General features: G+C 43.7%; 18 protein-coding genes and 1 pseudogene. 6 read left to right on the top strand and 13 right to left on the bottom strand.

What is annotated here, in order from left to right:
* Positions 1-223: 223 nt before the first annotated feature.
* Together L5M51_RS07020 and L5M51_RS07015 are read right to left on the bottom strand one after the other, a co-directional pair.
* Positions 224-562, bottom strand: a complete 339-nt coding sequence (locus L5M51_RS07020) for a hypothetical protein (protein ID WP_105252539.1) — start codon at positions 560-562, stop codon at positions 224-226.
* A gap of 167 nt (positions 563-729) precedes the next feature.
* On the bottom strand, positions 730-1,257 hold the full coding sequence (locus tag L5M51_RS07015) for a hypothetical protein (protein ID WP_263172096.1): 528 nt from the start codon (positions 1,255-1,257) through the stop codon (positions 730-732).
* A gap of 590 nt (positions 1,258-1,847) precedes the next feature.
* Between L5M51_RS07015 and L5M51_RS07010 the strand changes: the two genes are divergently transcribed.
* Positions 1,848-2,963, top strand: coding sequence for a tyrosine-type recombinase/integrase (locus tag L5M51_RS07010; protein ID WP_263172094.1), 1,116 nt, complete (start codon positions 1,848-1,850; stop codon positions 2,961-2,963).
* A 419-nt stretch (positions 2,964-3,382) separates the two neighbouring features.
* Positions 3,383-5,440 carry a PhoX family protein gene (locus tag L5M51_RS07005; protein WP_263172093.1) on the top strand — a complete coding sequence of 686 codons (2,058 nt, stop codon included), beginning with the start codon at positions 3,383-3,385 and terminating at the stop codon, positions 5,438-5,440.
* 146 nt (positions 5,441-5,586) lie between these two features.
* On the opposite strand, the gene L5M51_RS07000 is transcribed toward L5M51_RS07005, so the two are convergent.
* A complete protein-coding gene (locus L5M51_RS07000; protein WP_263172091.1) occupies positions 5,587-6,351 on the bottom strand; it encodes a tRNA-uridine aminocarboxypropyltransferase in 765 nt (254 codons plus the stop codon).
* A 397-nt stretch (positions 6,352-6,748) separates the two neighbouring features.
* On the opposite strand from L5M51_RS07000, the gene ampC reads away from it, so the two are divergent.
* Together ampC and emrD are read left to right on the top strand one after the other, a co-directional pair.
* Entirely contained in the window at positions 6,749-7,933 is a 1,185-nt protein-coding gene (ampC, locus tag L5M51_RS06995) for a class C beta-lactamase (RefSeq protein ID WP_263172090.1), read from the top strand.
* A gap of 377 nt (positions 7,934-8,310) precedes the next feature.
* Positions 8,311-9,543 (top strand): multidrug efflux MFS transporter EmrD, encoded by a 1,233-nt coding sequence (gene emrD, locus L5M51_RS06990; RefSeq protein ID WP_263172089.1) that lies wholly within the window; start codon positions 8,311-8,313, stop codon positions 9,541-9,543.
* Positions 9,544-9,696: 153 nt separating this feature from the next.
* Here emrD and pssA read toward each other — a convergent pair whose 3' ends face one another.
* A complete protein-coding gene (pssA, locus tag L5M51_RS06985) occupies positions 9,697-11,010 on the bottom strand; it encodes a CDP-diacylglycerol--serine O-phosphatidyltransferase (protein WP_263172088.1) in 1,314 nt (437 codons plus the stop codon).
* Between the two features lie 11 nt (positions 11,011-11,021).
* On the bottom strand, positions 11,022-11,354 hold the full coding sequence (locus L5M51_RS06980) for a DUF1904 domain-containing protein (protein ID WP_028759882.1): 333 nt from the start codon (positions 11,352-11,354) through the stop codon (positions 11,022-11,024).
* 428 nt (positions 11,355-11,782) lie between these two features.
* On the opposite strand from L5M51_RS06980, the gene L5M51_RS06975 reads away from it, so the two are divergent.
* Both L5M51_RS06975 and dacB read left to right on the top strand, forming a co-directional pair.
* Entirely contained in the window at positions 11,783-11,959 is a 177-nt protein-coding gene (locus L5M51_RS06975) for a hypothetical protein (RefSeq protein ID WP_006081710.1), read from the top strand.
* 59 nt (positions 11,960-12,018) lie between these two features.
* The gene (dacB, locus tag L5M51_RS06970) at positions 12,019-13,515 is read left to right on the top strand and encodes a D-alanyl-D-alanine carboxypeptidase/D-alanyl-D-alanine-endopeptidase (RefSeq protein ID WP_263172086.1); all 1,497 of its coding nucleotides are present in this window, start codon (positions 12,019-12,021) and stop codon (positions 13,513-13,515) included.
* Between the two features lie 101 nt (positions 13,516-13,616).
* Here the strand turns inward: dacB and L5M51_RS06965 are convergent, their stop codons facing one another.
* The 8 genes and pseudogenes from L5M51_RS06965 to rpsA all read right to left on the bottom strand — a co-directional run.
* Positions 13,617-15,374 carry an acyl-CoA dehydrogenase family protein gene (locus L5M51_RS06965; protein WP_263172084.1) on the bottom strand — a complete coding sequence of 586 codons (1,758 nt, stop codon included), beginning with the start codon at positions 15,372-15,374 and terminating at the stop codon, positions 13,617-13,619.
* A 221-nt stretch (positions 15,375-15,595) separates the two neighbouring features.
* Entirely contained in the window at positions 15,596-16,138 is a 543-nt protein-coding gene (locus L5M51_RS06960) for a DUF2058 domain-containing protein (protein ID WP_028759879.1), read from the bottom strand.
* A gap of 70 nt (positions 16,139-16,208) precedes the next feature.
* Entirely contained in the window at positions 16,209-17,030 is an 822-nt protein-coding gene (locus tag L5M51_RS06955; RefSeq protein WP_263172083.1) for an SDR family oxidoreductase, read from the bottom strand.
* A gap of 186 nt (positions 17,031-17,216) precedes the next feature.
* Positions 17,217-17,912 (bottom strand): orotidine-5'-phosphate decarboxylase, encoded by a 696-nt coding sequence (gene pyrF, locus L5M51_RS06950; RefSeq protein WP_263172143.1) that lies wholly within the window; start codon positions 17,910-17,912, stop codon positions 17,217-17,219.
* 45 nt (positions 17,913-17,957) lie between these two features.
* Positions 17,958-19,118 carry a lipopolysaccharide assembly protein LapB gene (gene lapB / locus L5M51_RS06945; RefSeq protein ID WP_263172082.1) on the bottom strand — a complete coding sequence of 387 codons (1,161 nt, stop codon included), beginning with the start codon at positions 19,116-19,118 and terminating at the stop codon, positions 17,958-17,960.
* Between the two features lies 1 nt (position 19,119).
* Positions 19,120-19,395, bottom strand: coding sequence for a LapA family protein (locus L5M51_RS06940; RefSeq protein WP_263172080.1), 276 nt, complete (start codon positions 19,393-19,395; stop codon positions 19,120-19,122).
* Positions 19,396-19,517: 122 nt separating this feature from the next.
* On the bottom strand, positions 19,518-19,805 hold the full coding sequence (gene ihfB, locus L5M51_RS06935) for an integration host factor subunit beta (protein ID WP_006081718.1): 288 nt from the start codon (positions 19,803-19,805) through the stop codon (positions 19,518-19,520).
* Positions 19,806-19,878: 73 nt separating this feature from the next.
* Positions 19,879-21,549, bottom strand: a pseudogene (gene rpsA / locus L5M51_RS06930) (30S ribosomal protein S1); the annotation flags it as partial.
* Positions 21,550-21,600 lie beyond the last annotated feature (51 nt).

The raw sequence follows: 21,600 nt of genomic DNA, 5'->3' as shown, positions 1-21,600 counted from the left end.
ACAACTGAGTTTTCAAGCCAACTTAACTGCTCATCAGGAGCGTAATTATAGGTGAAGATTTCATTGCAACACGATGATTAATATATAATTAATTTACTTTTTTAGTCAGCAATTAAATATGAAAATAAAACCGATTTGTAAAAATTCGATCCGATATCTCCTATGAAAAAACAAGACGTCAGATGAATTTCAGCAAAAAATACATCTCCGATAAATTGAGCATTTAAGGTTTTCTAGCAAGATATAGATTGATCAGCGACGTCAGTTTGTCCTGAAATCTTTCTTCAAAACCATCAATGTCACGCCCTATAGAGACTAAATATTTAGTTGCCTGCTCACGCGAAAGCAGCTTATTTGCAAGACTATATTGCATCTCTTCTAAGGTTTTATCATATCTTGGGATCAACACCCAAGTGCCGACATCGACGTCAAAATGTTGCATCGCTTTCTGGGCTAAAGCACAAAAAGCCTCAATATGATCTACGCCATCAGGTCCGAGACAGCCAGGTTCAATTCGGCATAAAACCGCAATTTTCCTATCGTTTGCAATACTTAAACTCATCTCTAATGCCCCGCGTTATCTAGTCGTAAACATAAGATCTTAACAGTAATTTTACGTGTCTGCACAGATAAGTCACAGCTAACTTACCTTTATTAGATAATCCATTTTAGGCAATAGAACAACTTTAAAATCATATTCTTCAAAATATAGATCCGCGTTTTTTTGTTCTATTCATCAACAATGTCGTCTACAACATCCTCATCAGTATGTTGTAAAACATTAAGCGAAATATTTTCATTATGCTCTGACAATAGGGTATCAATGGCTTGGTCAAAACTGTCTAACTTTTGAGTTTCCATATAACGTTTTAACCTCAAAATAATATCCCTGCTCAGCTCAATATGAGACTTTTTTTGCCGTTTTTTTATTTGAGATAATTCTTTGCGAACCATACGCCAGCCAAAATCCGTAAAATACTGATTGAGCATTTTGTTTACATTAGTAAGCTCGTTGTCGATCCGCTGTGCCTTTTTGCGTAATCGGACTAATTCATTTAGTTGTGTTACCAACTTAGTATAGGAAACCGTTTGTAACTCAGCGTCACAAAACCAATCTGGTTTAGATACCACAGCTTCAGGATTGATAAGGCGATAAATTAAGGGTAAGGCAAAAATTAATTCTGCTTCCTCAAGCAATAATAATTTTCTTCCTGCTGTCGGTTTGTCTTGTTGATATATCCAAGCTTGCGGTTCCATAAATACGTTTCTTTAGTTAAGCATGCGTCTAATGCAGATGAAATAAATCGGTCCTTATGCTAGTACAAATCGATAAGTATTAATATATGGTTCAACCATTTTTTGTGTGTGATATCGATTCCTTGTGCTTCCCTTTTACTTTAGGAAGAATAACTCAACTCGTATCAGGTCAAATACCTAATAAGCTGTTGTACTTATTAGCTTAAATTTCAGCCAATAGATAAGCCTAGTTTAGCGGCATTCCATTCAACAAAGTCAATAAAATGGTTAAACCATTCTTTAAAGTTGTGATTCTTTGGCTAACCAAGTTCGAAACTATCGCATATAGAAAGTACGAATTTCAGACTATTTTTGCTTTTAATTCTATATCCGCATAATTAATCGCCATTGTCCAAATGGCTTTATCTTGGCTATATTTTAAACTAAAAAAACCAACTAAATGCTATTTAATGCGCCCTATTCCGATAACAGAAGTTTATTTGAACAAATAAGCACTCTACCAGTGATAATGACGATTATCACTGGTAGATGTAGGCATGATTTGCGTATAATTACGCCTTCTTAATTCGATATCAGGTCACTTCAACGGCATGTCTAAAATGATCCGGACACATAGTAATGCTCAAAATAACACCAATGTATCGAATGAAAGAGCGACTGGATCAGATCATCGCAATAATAACCGTGCTGAACAGCCACGTTTTTTTGAAGAGACTTTCATACCACAATCTGTTCGAAGTGATTATTTAAGCGCCGCCGAAGAAACTGAATACGAAATTTCAGTCAACACTCGCCGTGTTTATAATACGAGCTTTAGTCTATTTAGCCGTTATTGTGCGGAGCACCAACTGCAGGCCCTTCCCGCAGATCCCCGTAGCGTGATTTCATTTATTGGTTATCAGAAAGAATTGATCCAAGAGAGTACTGGAGTACAACTTTCTAAACAGACATTAACGACTCGACTCGCGGCGATTCGCTACCACCATATTCAAGCGGGATTCCACTCACCTACCGAGCACCCTCTGGTGATAAGAGTGATGCGCGGTTTAAGTAGAAATCAATCTCGCCATGTGAGTGATTATGATCAACAACCGATTATGTATGATGAAGTGGAAATGCTCATTCAAGCTATCGATGAACAAGTGCAGCCATTAACCCGAGCAAGAGACAAAGCCATTATTCAGTTAGGATTACAAGGTGGGTTTCGCCGTTCTGAACTTGCAGATATAAAAGTTCAATATGTCAGTTTTTTACGTAATAAGCTAAAAGTGCGCCTACCTTATTCGAAGAGTAATCAGCAAGGTCAACGGGAATGGAAAGACCTGCCGGATCATGAACCTTTTGCAGCACTCAACGCGGTAAAAAATTGGTTATCACTAGCCAATATAGAGGATGGACATTTATTTAGATCGCTTTCCCGTGATGGGAAATATTTACGCCCTTATCAAATAGTAGAACATCACTCTGAAGCTAATTCAAGTTTACATAAAAATAGTGGTTTTCTCACGGGAGATGATATTTATCGCATCATTAAAAAATATTGCACAAAAGCGGGCCTACCTGCAAAGTTTTATGGTGCCCACAGTTTGCGTAGTGGTTGTGTCACTCAACTCCATGAAAATGATAAAGATCATTTATACATTATGGCCAGAACTGGCCATACCGATCCGCGCTCACTTCGCCATTATTTAAAACCAAGAGACTAAAACACAAAAGACTAAACTAGATCATGACTCGATAAGAATCAGTTAGTCTTTTGCCTAAAATAAAATAGCAATTTTAACGTTAAATATAAATCTATCATGTTTATGAAAAAAATGATACTCAGTAATTATATTAAAATTATTTCCAATTTTTAATTTGAAAAATAATTAAAGCAATAACTTCACATTATATATTTTTATCTTTGACACAACATTTTACATCATAGAAGAATAAAAATCCTAATTGAGGTACTTTGACCTCTGCAGCTTAGACCATAGCAAACTGCTGGTTAACATTTTTATAGCATATCGGGTTTATTGCTCACTGCAGTATTATTGTAATATAAAATCATCTTTATTGTCATATTGATACTTTAGCCTTAGTCACGAAATTTAATCCATCGTACTAGCCGGAGTAATATATGAGTAAGGCCACCTTTGATCCTACACTTTATAATAAAAGTAATAACGAGCCATTTAACCAAGTGTTGGATAAACATTTATCTCGCCGTAACTTCGTAAAAAGTGGTTTAGGCCTCAGTGCTATGACAGCTTTTGCCAGTGTAGGCTTAACTGCTTGCGGATCAGATGACGCCCCTGTTACAAAACCTGTTGATCCAGTGACACCTTTGCCACCGACAAAAAGTACCGCCAAGCTAAACTTTACGTCAGTTGCGGGTTCTCGTTTAGATGCCGTCGTTGTGCCAGAAGGCTATACAGCGCAGGTACTTGCACCATGGGGCACGCCATTAAATGCAAAAGCAGCACCATGGAAAAGCGATGGTAGTAACACTGCCGATGACCAAGCAAACTCAGTCGGTATGCACCATGATGGCATGCATTTCTTTCCATTAAATGATTCGGGTAATGACGGTTTACTTTGCATTAACCATGAATACATTGATGAAGTTGCATTACATCCTGCAGGACAAACTTTTGATCCTACTTCAGGTTTGCGCACGATTATCGATGAGGTACGTAAAGAAATCAACGCCCATGGCGTATCGGTTGTACGTATAAAACTGGTTAATAATCAATGGGAAGTAGTTAGCAATGATAACCATAACCGCCGATTCACCGGTGCGACTGTAATGGATATTAGCGGTCCTCTCGCCTACTCTTCTTTACTCGAAACCCGCTACTCTCCCGACGGTAGTCAGGCTCGCGGTACATTAAATAACTGCGGCAATGGTTACACGCCTTGGGGCACTTATTTAACCTGTGAAGAAAACTGGCCAGGCTACTTCGCTAACCGTGGTACGTTAACTGCCGAGCAAAATCGCATTGGGATCAGCAAAACCAGCACACGTTATGGCTGGGATGATCTTGCAGGTCATGATGAAGAACGTCTCGATGAATTCGCGCGTTTTGATGTCACGCCAAAAGGTGCAAGTGCTCAAGATGACTATCGTAATGAAGCGAATGGTCACGGTTATATTGTTGAAATTGACCCTTTCAATCCAACATCGCGCGCAGTAAAACGTACCGCGCTTGGTCGTTTCCGCCATGAGGGATGTACCTTTGGCAAGCTAACCGAAGGTAAGCCAGTAGTATTCTATTCTGGTCACGATTCACAATTCGAATACTTATATAAATTTGTCTCGGCCGCGGCGTGGGATGCAAAAGATGCTGACAGCAGCAATCGCATACAAACTGGCGATAAGTATATGAATGAAGGTACTTTATATGCAGCTAAGTTTAATGCAAATGGTGGTGGTGTTTGGTTGCCTTTAACCTTAGATAGCCAGACTACGGACGGAAAAACCCTAGGCAATACTTTCGCTAGCTTAGCCGAGATTATTTTGAACACAGCAGGCGCAGCGGATCTTGTTGGTGCAACACCTATGGATCGCCCTGAATGGTGTGCTGTCGATCCTTTCACAGGTTCAATTTATTTGACCCTGACCAACAACTCAAAACGAACTGAAACCAATCCAGCGAACCCAAGATTGAAAAACCACTTTGGCCATATTATTCGTTGGGATGAAAGTGACAAAGATACTGAATTTACATGGGATATCTTCGTATTCGGATCACCAAGTGATGGTAACGCAGAGACAAACTTATCAGGCTTAACCGATCTTAACCAATTTGCCAGCCCAGACGGTTTGGCCTTCGATCAACGCGGTATTTTGTGGGTTCAAACCGACAATGGAGCCAAGGAGGTCGCAGAAGAAACCAACGATCAGATGCTAGCGATAGTGCCTTCAACGCTTGTTGATGGCCAAGAGAAACAGCTCGGCGTATCGGCTAATAACCAAATGGAATTAAAGCGTTTCTTCGTTGGACCAAACGACTGTGAGGTTACGGGTTTTGCTATTAGCCCTGATTACACTTCTGTTTTTGCTAACATTCAGCATCCCGGTAATTGGCCTTATTCGTCCAATGCCGCTGAAAAAACGCCTGCGGGCACGACATTACGCCCTCGCGCCGCTACAGTCGTTATCCGTAAGTTAGATGGTAAAGAAGTCGCGGTATAAACAATTATGCTTGTGCGAGGTATCTTCTTAATATGAAGTTCCTATAAGTTAATTGCTACACATAAAAATCCCCTCACTGTAGGGGATTTATTATTTAAGAAGATAGTTAACTAGCCTTTTTCAAAATAGATTAAATCCAAGATCGATTAACTCTTACTACGACTTGCTTGTTCAAAGGCCAGTTCAAAAGCATCGGTAAAATCTGTAATTGGCAGAAGGTCCTCACGGCAACGGCGATTGCGGCCAAGTAAGGAAGATTCAACAAACAAATCAAACCAAGTACTTAAGGCTTTGCCATTAGCCGCTTCGCCAATCGCTCCTAAAGCCAATGATGCCACCTCGGCGGTGCCAAGTTGAAAATCATGACTACCTTTACGCAATGCATAGGTCGCGAGCGTGTCGGGATCGAAGGAAAGCAACGGCAGCGAGTGCAAGTAAGGACTCTTACGGAACATTTTAATCGCTTCACGCCAACTGCCATCAAGCAGAACAAGTAGCGGCCGTTTGCCTTCGGCCAATGTCGACATCGGCACTTGGTTCAGTACGGTTTGCCCTTGCTCTGCATACTGGGCAGGAAACACTAAATAGGGTTGATATTGCGGCGAACTCAGCAAAGCAAGCAACTCAGCTTCAGGTTCTGTACGTGACCAAATGTAGGCGTGGGTATCAGGAATAAGATCCGCTATGAGTCGTCCGCTATTAGTCGGCTTTAACACCTCATCGTTATACATAATCAGCAGGAAACTGGCGTGAGTATCTAACTGACGGCGTAGCGCACAGGTACAGAACTGCTCACCTAAGAGGCATAATGGACAGCGGATCAGTTTTTTACCGCGGGCACCAAAGGGTTTAGTCGAAATAGACTTACGGTACTGATATAAATGGTGCACTGCATGGGGGGCTAAAGCCATAAAAACCAATTCTCTATCAAACTTATTAAGGATCGCGACCACATCATTTAGCACTTTTTTATCGCGGTGGCGCAGTTTATCCCTTGGCCATCAATGGTGCAATCGCGTAATACATTATCATGATAAAAGGCCGGTGTCAGTGGTTGTGGTTTCATCTGCAGCCTAACGTCAGCGAGATAATTTAAGAGCACAGAGCAACCATCTCTTAAAACATCTGTAATGTATTAATCTGTGTTGCCACTTAGTATGCAACACTAAACCGACCAAATTAACGTTTAACTTACTTATTGGGAGAGTATTGAAACTAAATATCAGTAATGACTTAACTTAGTGTGGAATTGCCCTAATATCATGCGAAAATCTACTCTACAAATACAATCTCAATGAAAGGTCAATTATGCACCCAAAAGCCCCGATCGCTTCTATACCGTTATTAAGCGGTGTACTGCTCACTGCTACGCTATTTTCTACTGTCACTACGGCCCAAACGCTTAATACCAAAGACATCCAGTCAATTGTAGATTCCGCAGTTAAACCACTGATGGCCGAGTATGCTATTCCCGGTGCAGTAATTGGCATCACCATAGAAGGTAAACAGTATTTTTACCAATATGGCGTCAGTTCTAAAACCTCTGGGCAAAGTGTGACTGAAGATACCCTGTTCGAGATTGGCTCTATCAGTAAAACCTTTACCGCAACACTGGCTAACTATGCACAGGGCGAAGGTAAATTAACACTCACGGACATGGCCAGTGATTATGTTCCAGCATTAAAAGGCAGCCATTTTGATAAGATTAGTCTCATCAATTTAGCCACCCACACAGCGGGGGATTTGCCGATGCAAGTTCCTGATAAGGTCACTAATAACGCAGAGTTAATGGATTACCTTAAGCATTGGCAACCATCATTTGCCGCGGGGACCCACAGAAATTACGCCAATCCGAGTATTGGGCTGCTTGGCATGATTGCCGCGCAGAGTTTAGGGCAAACGTTTCCACAAATACTTGAGCAAACACTATTTCCACAATTGGGTATGACAAACAGCTATCTCAAGGTGCCGAGCAGCAAAATGGCCGATTATGCCCAAGGCTACGATAAGCAAGACATGCCAGTGCGGGTCAATCCAGGGGTATTAGCCGATGAAGCCTATGGCGTTAAAACCTCAGCAAAGGATTTACTGCAATTTGTTGAGGCCAATATGCAAATGCACCCGCTTACCAAACCACTGCAAACGGCACTCGATGAGACCCACACGGGATACTTTGATGTGGGCATGATGACCCAAGATATGATTTGGGAGCATTACTCATATCCTATTGATCTTGATAAAATACTTATGGGCCATACTCAGGAAGTCGTGTTTGGCAGTACACCCGTTAAACCCATAGTGCCGCCCCTCGCGCCGCAGCAAAATGTGTGGATTAATAAAACAGGCTCAACTGGCGGTTTTGCCGCTTATGCAGCCTTTATTCCTGCAAAAAAACTCGGCATTGTACTGCTGAGTAATAAAAACACCCCCGTTCCGCCACGGGTCACTGTGGGCTACCAGATTTTAACTGGGATCGAAAAGTTGCAAAAATAACCATGCACTAGGATAGAGGAGATAAGTATATTGGTGCTATCTCCTTTTTCTTAACAATATTCTTGTCGTTACTGATTTATGGCTGACACCTTGCTGCTAACTCACAGTTTCCTTGCAATCTCTCTTTTCTCATGGCGGCTTGTAAGAAAAGATGCACCGCAGGGTTAATCCTTGCGTTAATTCATTTGCAACTCATCGACCTAGTTAACAGACAAATAACCTATCGTAAGTTTAGCTTTACAGCTTAAAATCAGGATAAAAACTTATGCATCGCATTAAAAATTATTTCGTTAAATCAATATGATTGACACTTGAAGTTACGCTTTTAGGGAGTAAGATGCGCGCAAATACCTTAAGTGACCTTTTTCGGAAATATCATGTCAGGCACGCCACATTCTCCTATTCATCACGATGTCGCTCCAGCGGCGAGTCAGTCTAGCCTACTGTTAATGATTGTCTTTATGGTCGCCTGTGGCCAAATGGCGCAGACGATTTTTGTACCTGCCCTTCCACAAATCGCACTCGGGCTCCATGTGGACGCCAGCCAACTACAAGCCGTGATGGCCTGTTACTTACTCTCCTACGGGATGTTTCAATTTGTGTATGGCCCAGTGTCAGATCGCGTTGGCCGCAAAATGCCACTCGTCGTGGGTATCGCAATTTTCGTTCTAGGCGCTGTATTTGCGGCTCAGGCCATAAGCTTTAACCAACTAATTATGGCAAGCCTTATCCAAGGATTAGGCACAGCCAGCGCAGGCGCATTATGCCGTAGCATTCCCCGCGATCACTACTTTGGTGACCGACTGGTAAAATTTAATAGCTATGTCTCTATGGCTGTAGTGTTTTTACCTTTGCTTGCACCATTTATCGGCAGCGCCACTGCGGCCTATTTTGGCTGGCAAGCCGTATACTGGGTATTAGCGGGATTCGGTGTCGCGGTCTGGCTGTTGTTAATATTCCTCTTTAAAGAGTCTTTACCCAAGACGCAACGGGAACATCAAGCCGTTTTCAAATCCTATAAGCATGTCCTACGCCATAGAGCGTTTCGCGCTTATTTATTTTCATTGATCGCCACCTTTGCCGGTATTGCGGCGTTTGAAGCCATTGCTGGTGTACTCTATGGCCAATATCTCGGACTGACACCTTTTATGGTCAGTTGCTATTTTGTTGCGCCAATTCCTGGCTACTTACTGGGGGCACTCATCGCGGGCCGACAGAATAAGCCACAAAGAGTTGTTTACCAAGGTGTTGCGTTACTCGGTGCTGGCGCATTATTTATGTTGATCCCAGGTCTTTTTAATTTAGTGGTTGGCTGGAGTTTACTTATTGGATCGATTTTATTCTTCAGTGGCGCAGGCATGCTGTTCCCTACCCTAACATCTGCTGCGTTAGAGCCATTTCCACGTCAGGCGGGGATTGCGGGCGCATTACTGGGGGGATTACAAAATTTTGGCGCCGGACTTGCCGCATTAACTATGTCTTTAGTGCCTATGGGCGGCCAGTTGAGCATAGGTTTATTAAGTGCTGTGATGGTGGTTTTAGTGATCCTGTCTCTGTATTACGCCAAAGATCAAAATGATACTCACCAGAATTTAATGCCACAGATTTAATGGATATGATTTGAAACTACAATTCTTGGTTTAAGCTAAATCTATTACCATCAGTCAATAAAAAGCCCACATTGTTGTGGGCTTTTTAAATCGATAAGACACTGTAATAAATCAAAAATATCGATTAATTTATTGCTTCTATAGCTTTAATCGTTACAGAATGCGACGCAGTAAAAAATCAGCTTTAAGGCGACGAATTCTAGTCATGATCTTCTTCACTGGCGCAGGATAGCTCTGTAAGGTGTCCACTTGGCTGTAGTGATATAACCGCTGTGTGTGTTCCAGAATATGTGCCTGCTCGGCTTCAAACTGGGCTTTCCAGCAGCCAATTTCATCTTGGATCAACAAACCATTCTCAAGATCCAGCGCCCAAGCTCTTGGATTCAGGTTAGAGCCGGTGATCAAATGCTTATTACCGTCGGCACTGATGCCCTTGAGGTGATAACTGTTGATACCGTGTTTCCACAGATGGATATTCAGCTGGCCATTATCAATCGCCCACTGTTGGCGTTTAGCGAACTTACGCAATGATTGCTCATACATATAGGGCAAGGCACCTATGGTTGAGAAATCCTGCTCTGGCGGAATAAAAAAATCGTTAGCCGTCTTGTCGCCCACAACGATATCAATACGTTTGCCATTGCGTAAATGCTTAGCTAAAGCGCGCACTAAAATGTACGGCGGATTGAAATAAGGTGTGCAAATAAACAGCGAGTCTTTTGACTCTTCCACCAAGGCGACAACCACTTTATTGAGCAAGTTTTTCTTACGTCCTAGCCCAAGTAACGGCGTGATACGATTGCCATCACGGGTCTCCTTAAACTGATACTCAGCGTCAGACAGTCTCAGCTTAAAGCTACGCATGTCCGTCTTTGGTGGTAGCACTTCTTGCTCAGCATCTTGCGTTAATGAACACACAGCTGGATCAGAAATGATATTTTTCTGGATCATCGCGCGCATACTGCGCGCTAATTCGGCTGACTCAATCAAGTGATAACGATCGAAACGGTACTTATCGTGTTGTTGCAAATAGATATTATTGAGACTGGCACCGCTATAAATCACGGCATCATCGATAATAAATCCCTTAAGATGCAACACACCCATAAATTCACGGGATTTGACGGGTACACCTAAGATATCGATGGGATGTTCGGCTTCAGCCATAACTCTACGGTACATCAAATAGTTGCCGCTATCACCTTTATGGCCAATCAAGCCACGTCTCGCACGGTGAAAATCGACTAACACTTTGATATCAAGCGTTGGATTTGCCGCTTTGGCATCCATGAGGGCTTGTAATATCTCACGACCCGCTTCGTCATCTTCTAAATACAGCGCCGCAATATAAATACTGTGCTTGGCGCTCGCAATACGAGCGAGTAATTCTGCCTTGAAACGGCATGGCGTGAGCAACCACGTTAAAGCCTCGGGTTGAACGGCTATTCCACCAAGCTTATCTAGCAAGGCATCCTCCTTTAAACATGCTGACCACCCCGATAGGAAGCACTGGGGTTCAGTGATAAAAACATCACAGCAATATGTGTTAACTCTGGATAGGCCTCTGTCACTGCCAACCTGATCGTTTGTTCTACTTTAAGATGTATATCAGGGTCCTTAGGGAACCAGAGTAACTCAACTTGGACAAAGCGTTGATCAATTTTTCCATTTCGAAAACTGATGCTTGGGATCCAATCTAATGTGAAACTCTCTGCATTACCTTTACATATATCCGCCAATGACTGCAGTAATGTTTGGCTGAACGCTGCAACGACCGCTTGTGGTAAGCCGCGCATACTAATATGTGGCATGGTTTAGTTGTTACCTAAGAACCTAAAATCGTAAGGGGTAGAAATTACCGACTTCACCTCGTCTCGGCAAGACTTTTCTCCCAAAAGTCTTGTTAAACCTAACGGTTTTGCTGGTAATTTGACCTCACGCGATTTTATTCCACTTTAGTGCACCGATTTACCTAAAAATCTTCTTCATTTATCCTTGCTTGAAATCGCATTTTACAGTGAGTATTCTCGGCATTATTTGCCCGTCCACACAATATTTCTCCCTAAATAGGGTGATTCTTAACGCTACAAATCAGTCCAAATTTCACTGAACTGCGCCCAAAATGTCAGCCAAATCACAAAATAATCTTCAAACCCATTTCATTCACCCCGAATCTACTGATTTAGCGTAAACTAAACCGCCTATTTGCGATTAGACCATACGATACAAGATTAAGACTATGAACAAAAAAATTCTGCTGACGTTAGCACTGACATTGCTGTTTGCTTGGGGTATTTTCCATTTTAAAACCCAGTTAGGGTTACTCATCCTGCCGCTGTTTATTGGGCTGGTATTGTTTGTTACCCTACGTTTATATCGCTTGATGGAAAAGGATGACGGCAGCAGTGAGGATTAACCGCACACAATACCAACCTAATCTTAATGATGTTTTGATAAAAATGGCCAATAGCTAACATGGAAACGTTACTGAAAACCACTCTATATGCCGGCCTGCTCTTAGCCGCAAGTCATAATATGGTCTATGCAGAGCAACATGATTCTAGGCCGATAAGTGCTCAAACCACTTCGCTTAGTCAAGCGATCAGCAAGATCAGCCCTCGACATTCACAAATCGCCTTACTGGCAATGGATATGTCGAACAATCAAGTGATCTATAGCCAACAAGCTGAGACCTTGTTTATTCCAGCCAGTACCCAAAAGCTGCTCACAGCAGTCAGTGCTATGGCTCAGCTTGGGCCTGATTTTCGTTATGTCACACAATTATGGACAGATGCACCGATACGCAAAGGCCATATCGCAGGCAGTGCTTATCTGCGCTTTAGTGGCGATCCCACGCTGACTCAAGCCGATCTCAAGGCCATTTTTGCCAATCTCGTAAAACAAGGCATTAATCGTATTGACGGACATCTGTATTTGCTCGGCGATAAACAGGAACAATTGCAAGCTCCTGGTTGGGTATGGGATGACTTAGGTATTTGTTTTGCCGCGCCTGTATCTAGCTATATTATCAATCAAAACTGTGTCTATGGTCAGTTTAGCCCCAGCACTACCAGCAAACCTTCACAGGTAAGTCTGCGTGCAGGAAGTTATGGGGTCAAAATCAGCAGCGATGCGGTGTTTGATCAAAAGGCGAGCCGCGAATTTTGCCAACTTGATATGGTCAGATTAGGTCAAAATAACTACCATTTACGCGGCTGTTACCCTGGCGGTGAGGCGATACCACTGGCGATTGCGGTCAGCGATCCGTTCAAATTTGCCCAAGATAACCTCACCTCTCTACTTAAAGGCGAGATGTCTCTTGCGGGTAAAGTACAACTCGGCATTACCTTACCCCAAAAGGCAAAACTAATTGCCAGCCATAGCTCGGCGCCCTTACCTGAGCTGCTCGAGACTATGCTGCTCAAGTCAGATAATTTGATTGCTGATAGCCTTTTTAAGCAACTTGGTAAAAGTTATTTTAAGACCCAAGGCAGCTTTACCAATGGTGCCGCTGCTATGCAGCGAATTTTAACGAATTTAGGCATAGATTTGAGTAACGCCAATATTGTGGATGGTTCAGGATTGTCACGCTATAACTTACTCAATGCCAAGCAGTTAGCCGCAGTGTTGGCGCTAATCCACCAAGATAGCCGCTTTAGTCCGTTAATCACGAGTCTGCCACAGGCGGGGATCAGCGGCACCTTAAGATATCGCATGGGCTACAACAAGCCGCCGCTTAAACAGCAAATTTTCGCTAAAACAGGCTCGATGCAAGGCGTGTCTAACTTAGCGGGCTTTATCCGTTTGCCCCAGCATAGCGATACCCTGTTTGTTGTCCTTGAGAATGGCATGAGTCCTGAATTGAAAAATCAGCATAGCCCCTCATTTAATGCCGAGTTTCTTAAACAATTGATTTCAGTGCTGCAACCGTCATCATCAACCACTGTGACTGTGAATACTGCGGCTCACTAGAGTCATTAATTAACTGCTACAGAGTAAAAAACTTGCATAAAAAAGCACTGAGTCATCAGTGCTTTTTCAGTTTTTATCTTAACGAATATACCGAAGCCTTGTTAAAACAACTCCGCAGGCATCGCCATAGTCGTCGCATCACCAGCTCTGACTTGGGCGATATGGTAGTCCGCTTTTGGCAATAACTTATCAAAATAGAACTTAGCTAAATAGACTTTCTGCTCGGCGAAAGCTTTATCTTCATGATCCGCAACCTTATCAACCATAGCCAACCAGTAGAAACCATACAGGGTGTAACCAAAGGCATCTAAAAAGTCGACCGCACACGCATTAATAAGTGCAGGCTGAGCCACTTTGCGATCATTAACTGACTCGGCAACGATGACCAAGGCATCTAAACGTGCACACACGGCAGCCACTTTCACCGCATCAACATGGGTGAATGCCCGCATTTGTGCCTTCAAGTCTGCCACAAATTCGTTTAATGCGGCTAAGTTATCGCCAGTGACTTTACGACCGAGGAAATCGATGGCTTGAATGCCATTGGTGCCTTCATAAATCTGAGCGATACGAGTATCACGAACTAATTGCTCAATACCTGTTTCACGAATATAACCATGTCCACCAAAGACTTGTTGCGCCATGATAGTCGCATCTAGACCCCGATCGGTTAAAAATGCTTTCGCAACTGGCGTTAATAAACCCACATAACGCGCCGCTTTGGCCTTAACCTCATCTTGGGCATATTTTGCTAAATCCAGCTGTTGTCCTGTAAATACAGACAAAGCACGGCCCGCTTCTGTCATCGCACGAATGGTCAACAGCATACGGCGCACATCACCGTGGACAATTATGGGATCAGAATCACTGCCCGTCGGTGAGCCGCCAGCGGCGATGCCTTGATTACGCTCTTTAGCGTAATCGGCCGCCATCTGGTACGCCGCCTGCGCACTGCCAAGTCCTTGAATACCAATCGCTAAACGCTCATAGTTCATCATAGTGAACATGCACACTAGGCCGCGATTAGGCTCGCCAATCAAGAAGCCTTGAGCATTATCAAAATTCATCACACAAGTTGCAGAACCTTTAAGGCCCATCTTATGCTCGATAGATCCCACTGATACACCATTGGCATTGGCTAAGCTGCCATCTGCATTCACCGATATCTTAGGTACCAGGAAGAGTGAAATCCCTTTACTATCCGGTAGTTTAGCGAGCACTAAGTGGATGACGTTTTCAGTTAAATCGTGATCGCCACCTGTAATAAAAATCTTGCTGCCCGTGATGGCATAACTGCCATCATCCTGCGGCAAAGCACGGGTACGGATATTACGTAGATCAGAACCCGCTTGCGGCTCCGTCATATCCATAGCACCCGCCCATTCGCCGGAATATAACTTAGGCAAATAAGCTTGTTTCAATTTTTCGCTGCCGTGGGCATTGATACATAAAGCAGCCCCCGCAGTTAACGAGCCATAAAGCGTAAACGCATTACAAGCACTGTAAGCCATTTCGTCGACTAAGATCCCCAGCATCTTCGGCATCCCCATGCCACCAAATTCAGGATCGCCACACAAACCAATCCAACCGCCCTGGGAATACTGCTCATAAACGGCTTTGTAGCCATCAGGGGTAATCACTTGATTGTCTTGATGTAACACGCCCTGCTCATCGCCCGTCCGGTTCAGTGGATGGATCAACTCACTGCTGATCTTGGCTGCTTCTTCCAAAATGGCATTAGCTGTGTCGATATCGACCATTTCTGCAATCTCAGGCAATTGTGCCCAAGTGTTTGGAGCATCAAATACCTGTTCCAGTAGGAAACGCATATCCGTCAACGGGGCTTGGTAAGGATTCATTGGTAGACTCTTAAACGTAGGATTAAAACAGTTGTTTTAATTTATACCAGTTCACTGTAGAAAACAATCTCATTACAAATACAGCCGCGAATAATATAAAAGTATGCGAGCTAAGTATAAATTCAACCCATAAAAAAACCCTTAAGCTTGAACTTAAGGGTCTCTATTTTATAAGCTTTAACACAGGGTTGTCGCAGCGTTAGCTCACAGGCTTGTGGCAATTACCACATTAAATCATCAGGAATTGCGTAATCTGCATAGGGATCATCTTCAACGACCACAGCTTTAGATTCATCCTGTTGCCACAAATAACCACACCACTGCGGCACCAGCAGTTTCACTCGCTCGGCTAACTTATGTGGTACTAAGTAACTCTTATCTTCGTAACGCACTATGCCTAACTGCCCTTTAAGCAATTCTGCCTGCAGTTTTTCATCTATGTATAAAGAATAGATTTTATTATCAAGAGTATAGTTAAATTTCACTTCAGCATAAGCTGGGATCTTAATCGCAGACTTAGTGAACTCAGTGATTAAACCGCGCACCTGTCCACGCTCTGATGCCTCGGCAAAACGTTGCTCATTTAGCGCTTTATCTTTTTGCGCCTGCAACCGTTTTTGCTCGGCCACTTCTTGCTTAAAAGCACTTGAGCCATCATCAACTCGTGATTTTTTGTCACGGCGTTTTTGAGTCTTAACGTCGCGAACCTTTTGTTTACTGGCAAGCCCTGCTTTGAGTAGCTGCTCTTGTAATGCATTAGCCATGGATCATTACCTACTTAATTTCTATAAAATCAAAGTTCTCGATTTTGAATATCAATAATCTAAAACCAAACTACATTTTTGCGGCCAGTTCGCCAAGCTCTGTCATCGCTATACTGGCGCCGCCAAGTGACCAACCGCCATCAACCGGCAGCACAACTCCCGTAATATAGGAAGCTAATTCAGAGCCTAAGAATAGCGCGGCATTGGCGATATCCTGACCTGCGCCGTTGCGTTTTAGCGGAACGGATTGGGCAACCTTTTGCTGTAATGCGGCGCTGGGTGCAAGGCGATTAAAACCTTCAGTATTGGCGATGGGGCCAGGCATAATCGAATTAATTCTCAGCCCTTCACAGCCCCACTCTAACGCTAAAGTTCGTGTTAGCATATCCACACCCGCTTTAGCCGCACACACATGTACTTGCATTGGCATAGCGATCGAAGCCTGCGGCGCCGAAATCTGGATAATATTGCCATTGGGGCGACGCAGCAAAGGATAAGCCTGCTTTAGCACTTGAAAACTGCCGAGCAAATCAATGTCCATCACCGACTTAAAACCATTGACCGAAAGCTTTGCGGCGCTGGCGGGGAAATTCCCCGCCGCGCCGCTTACCAGCACATCGATAAAACCAAACTCAGAAGCGATTTTATCAAAACCGACTTCAAGGGCGCTAAGATCGCGCACATCAAAACTCACACCCAAATGAATACCGTCAGGATTGGCCTGTTGCAACTGCAATACCGCGGCATCGATTTTATCTTGACTGCGGCTCGCAACGGCCACATTTGCGCCAGCCTGTGCGAACGCAATGGCAATCGCGAGATTTATCCCACTGGTACCACCAACAACGACAACATTCTTACCTTGATAGTTAAACATCGTAGCATTAAACATGGGCGTTCTCCGTGAACAGTGAGATAAGCACTCAGGATGTGATTCATTATTCTATGCTGTCATTCAAGATACTATTTCAACTTTTATCAATCATATCAAGGATACCAAAAAGCGATTCCAAGCCTTTTTTATTTAAACGACGATCAAACGACTTTCAAACCGCGCTTTAGACGGCTAGTGTGGCGTCTATACCAATGATTGGTGAATCGCTTGCAATGCTGCTAACGGGTCGGCAGCTTTGGTGATCGGGCGGCCAATCACTAAGTAATCAGAACCCGCTGCTATCGCTTGAGGTGGCGTCATCACGCGGTGTTGATCGCCAGCATCACTGCCAACTGGGCGGATCCCCGGCGTCACGAGTTTGAAATCCTGACCTAACAGCGATTTCAAGGCTGTCGCTTCTTGGGCGGAACACACCACGCCATCGAGTCCCGCTTGCTGCGTGAGCTTCGCCAAACGTTGCACATGCTCAAACGCAGGAACATTGATGCCGAGTAATTTAAGATCGTCATCACTCATCGAGGTTAATACCGTGACCGCGATCAGCATAGGCGCTTTATCGCCGTATGGCAGTAAGGCTTTTTTAGCCGCTTCCATCATGGCTAAGCCACCGCTGGCATGTACGTTCGTCATCCATACGCCCAGCTCTGCAGCAGCGGCCACGGCTTTGGCGACAGTATTGGGAATATCGTGAAATTTCAAATCAAGGAATAAATCAAAACCACGATCATGGATATCTTTCACCAGTTGCGGGCCAAACAAGGTAAACATTTCTTTGCCGACTTTAAGGCGGCACATGTTGGGATCGAGTTTTTCTATCAGTTGTAAAGCATGGTTTTTATTATCGTAATCAAGCGCTACGAGGATAGGTTTAGTCGTCATCATCTCTCCAACGGGGTTACACAAACTGTGTATTCTTCTAATAGATTATTCGCCGTCTAGGCCTCGGATCCGTTTAATGCTGCCCCAGTTTTTACAGGAAGGACAATGCCAGTAAAGCGCATGGGAAGGAAAACCACACTCCTTACAACGGTAACTCGGACGGAATTTAATTTGTTGTTCAACGAGCTGCTCTAGCATAGTTAAACTTTGCTTAGCTTGCCCTTCTTCGGCTTGGCGCAAATGCATCTGCATCAAGTGCTGAAAACCTTTCATGGTCGGATGGCGATATAACGCATCGAGCACCATGGTCTCTGCCGCTTTAATCTCATCAAGACTTATCATGTGCTGCGCTAAGGCGACCACCACAGAAGCTCCAGCGCCATCGGCCATGGCGCCCGCGAGTAATTCTTGAAAACCTTCTTTATCTTGCGTGTCACGATAAACTTGTTTGGCCGTTGGAATTGCATCGGCAAAAAGCTCGATATCGGCTTTTTTCAGTTGCAGCAGCATTTGCTTACACTGGACATAATCTTGAATATCGAGGAATTTTTTCGCTAGGGTCAATAATGCACGACCGCATTGGGGATCTTGCTTCAGCGCCTGTTGCAGCAGTTTAATTTTCTGCGCATCATCACTGGCTTCATCGGCTAACTGGCAATAGAAATGCGCCGTTAACGGCTTTAAAACTTGCTGACGTTTACGACTCAAACGCTTAGTGATATCAATGGCTTTTTGCCACTCTTTAATCACTTGATAGATAGCAATCAGCTGTGTTTCAGATTCTTCACTGTGATCGTCTTGGCTGACCAAGTTGATAAAGATTTCTTCAGCTCTGTCGTAAAAACCTGCTGCTAGATAATCTTTACCCAGCTCCATCATAGCGATGTCACGCTGCTCATTGGTCAATGTTGGCCGCGCAATTAAATTTTGATGAATACGAATAGAGCGGTCGACCTCGCCCCGCTTACGGAACAGCGAACCGAGTGACAGATGGGTATCTATGGTTTCATCGTCAACATCTAACATACTGATAAACAAATCGACGGCTTTATCCGATTCGTTCGACAGTAAGAAATTGAGGCCAGTAAAATAATCCCGGCTCAATTGTTTACGTTGATTACTTTGATTCTGCCTTATGCTCCGTCGCCCCATATACCAGCCATAGGCGGCAGCAATGGGAAGCAACAGAAAGAGGATCTCAAGCATATTAGGCGTCTACATCCTGAGGGATTTTAGCGATCACTTGATTTAGTTTCTTTTTAGTTGCCGCTAAACTTAATTTCAAGCGAACAATATAGTAGCTAGCAAATAACCAACTCAAAATAAAACCAGCAAAAAAGACAACCGCTAACACAACAGGTAAACGATATTCACCCTGTGCGACAAAATAGCTGATAGTCACCACTTGTTCGTTGCGCGCGCCAAAAATCAACGCCAAAATAAATAACAGTGCCACAAGCACAGTTGCTACAAATGATTTCACGCTGCACTCCCTAAACGCGTTTCAATTTAATGATTATCCAAGAAATTTACTAAGCTGACCAGCATTGCCTTGCAATCGATACAAAAAAGCCTCCTAACGGAGGCTTTTTACTATGCGGTCAATCACACATTAACGGCGTCAACACGCTCGCGCAGTTCTTTGCCTGGCTTAAAGTGCGGGACGTATTTACCTTCCAAATCGACTGATGAACCAGTCTTTGGATTACGGCCAGTCCGCGGTGCACGATAGTGAAGCGAGAAACTACCAAAGCCACGGATCTCAATACGATCACCGCTTTCTAATGTTGTTGCCATTTGCTCCAACATTTCTTTGATTGCGCCTTCAACCTCTTTCGCCGACAGCTGCGACTGCCTGGTGGCGAGTTTTTCGATAAGTTCAGATTTCGTCATCCTAGCTATCCCCTATTATCAAGCCAAACACAGTCGCCTAATGGGGAGAGATGTCTCCCCAAACAACAGGCGATTATTTACGAGCTGCTTTAAACGCTTCAGCCATTGCATTGCTAATAACAGCGTCATCTTGTTTGTTCAGAGTCGCCATTACTTCTTTCTCTTCAGCTTCGTCTTTCGCTTTGATTGACAGGCTGATAGAGCGGTTCTTACGGTCAACACCCATGAACTTAGCTTCGATTGCATCACCTACATTATAGACAGTAGATGCATCTTCGATACGCTCACGTGAAATGTCAGCTACACGGATGTAACCTTCAACAGTGTCAGCCAGTTCAACAGTCACACCTTTAGCATCAACAGCAGAAACAGTACCGTTTACGATAGTACCTTTCTTCTTGTCAGCCAAGTATGCGTTGAATGGATCATCTTCAGTTTGCTTAACACCTAAGCTGATGCGCTCACGCTCTGGATCTACAGACAGAACCACTGCATGGATTTCATCGCCTTTCTTGTATTCAGAAACTGCGTCTTCGCCAGTACCGTTCCAAGAAATGTCAGACAGGTGAACTAGACCATCGATACCGCCGTCAAGACCGATAAAGATACCGAAGTCAGTGATTGACTTGATCTTACCAGAAACCTTGTCGCCTTTGTTGTAACGAGTTGCGAAGTCATCCCATGGATTGGTCTTACATTGTTTCAGACCTAGAGAAATACGACGACGCTCTTCATCGATGTCCAGAACCAGAACTTCAACTTCATCACCTAAGTTAACTACTTTAGATGGGTGAATGTTCTTGTTAGTCCAATCCATTTCAGAAACGTGAACCAGACCTTCAACGCCTTCTTCGATTTCTACGAAGCAACCGTAGTCAGTTAGGTTAGTAACGCGACCAGTTAAACGTGTGTTTTCTGGGTAGCGTTTGCTGATTTCTAACCATGGATCTTCGCCAAGTTGTTTCAGACCTAAAGACACACGAGTGCGCTCACGATCGTACTTCAGTACTTTAACGTTGATTTCATCGCCAACATTGACGATTTCTGATGGATGTTTAACACGTTTCCACGCCATATCTGTGATATGTAGCAGACCGTCAACACCACCTAAATCTACGAATGCACCGTAGTCAGTCAGGTTCTTAACGATACCCTTAACTGCTTGACCTTCTTGCAGGTTTTCTAACAGTGCATCACGCTCAGCGCTGCTTTCTGATTCGATAACTGCACGACGAGAAACAACAACGTTGTTACGCTTCTGGTCTAGCTTGATAACTTTGAATTCTAATTCTTTGTACTCTAAGTGAGCGGTGTCGCGAACTGGGCGCACGTCAACTAGAGAACCTGGTAAGAAGGCACGGATACCGTTTAATTCAACAGTGAAACCGCCTTTAACTTTACCATTGATGATACCGATTACAGTTTCAGCATCTTCATAAGCTTTTTCCAGAACGATCCAAGCTTCATGACGTTTCGCTTTTTCGCGAGACAGTTGAGTCTCACCGAAGCCGTCTTCAACAGAGTCAAGAGCTACGTCAACTTCATCGCCAACTTGAATTTCTAAAACGCCTTGAGCGTTTTTGAATTGTTCAGCTGGGATTGGGCTTTCAGACTTCAGACCCGCGTCAACCAGTACCATACCGTTTTTGATTGATACAACAGTACCACGAACGATAGAGCCTGGACGGAATTCCAGAGTTTGAAGGGATTGTTCAAATAGATCAGCAAAAGATTCAGTCATGTTTAGGTTACTTTCTTTATTAAACCACTGTCCGTCCTAGACGTGGAGTCAGTC

The sequence above is a fragment of the Shewanella sp. SM73 genome, from assembly GCF_025653795.1.
In the GTDB taxonomy this organism is placed as follows: domain Bacteria; phylum Pseudomonadota; class Gammaproteobacteria; order Enterobacterales; family Shewanellaceae; genus Shewanella; species Shewanella oncorhynchi.
The sequence above is the reverse complement of the archived record's forward strand: the minus strand, read 5'-3'. Positions and strand labels throughout refer to the sequence as shown.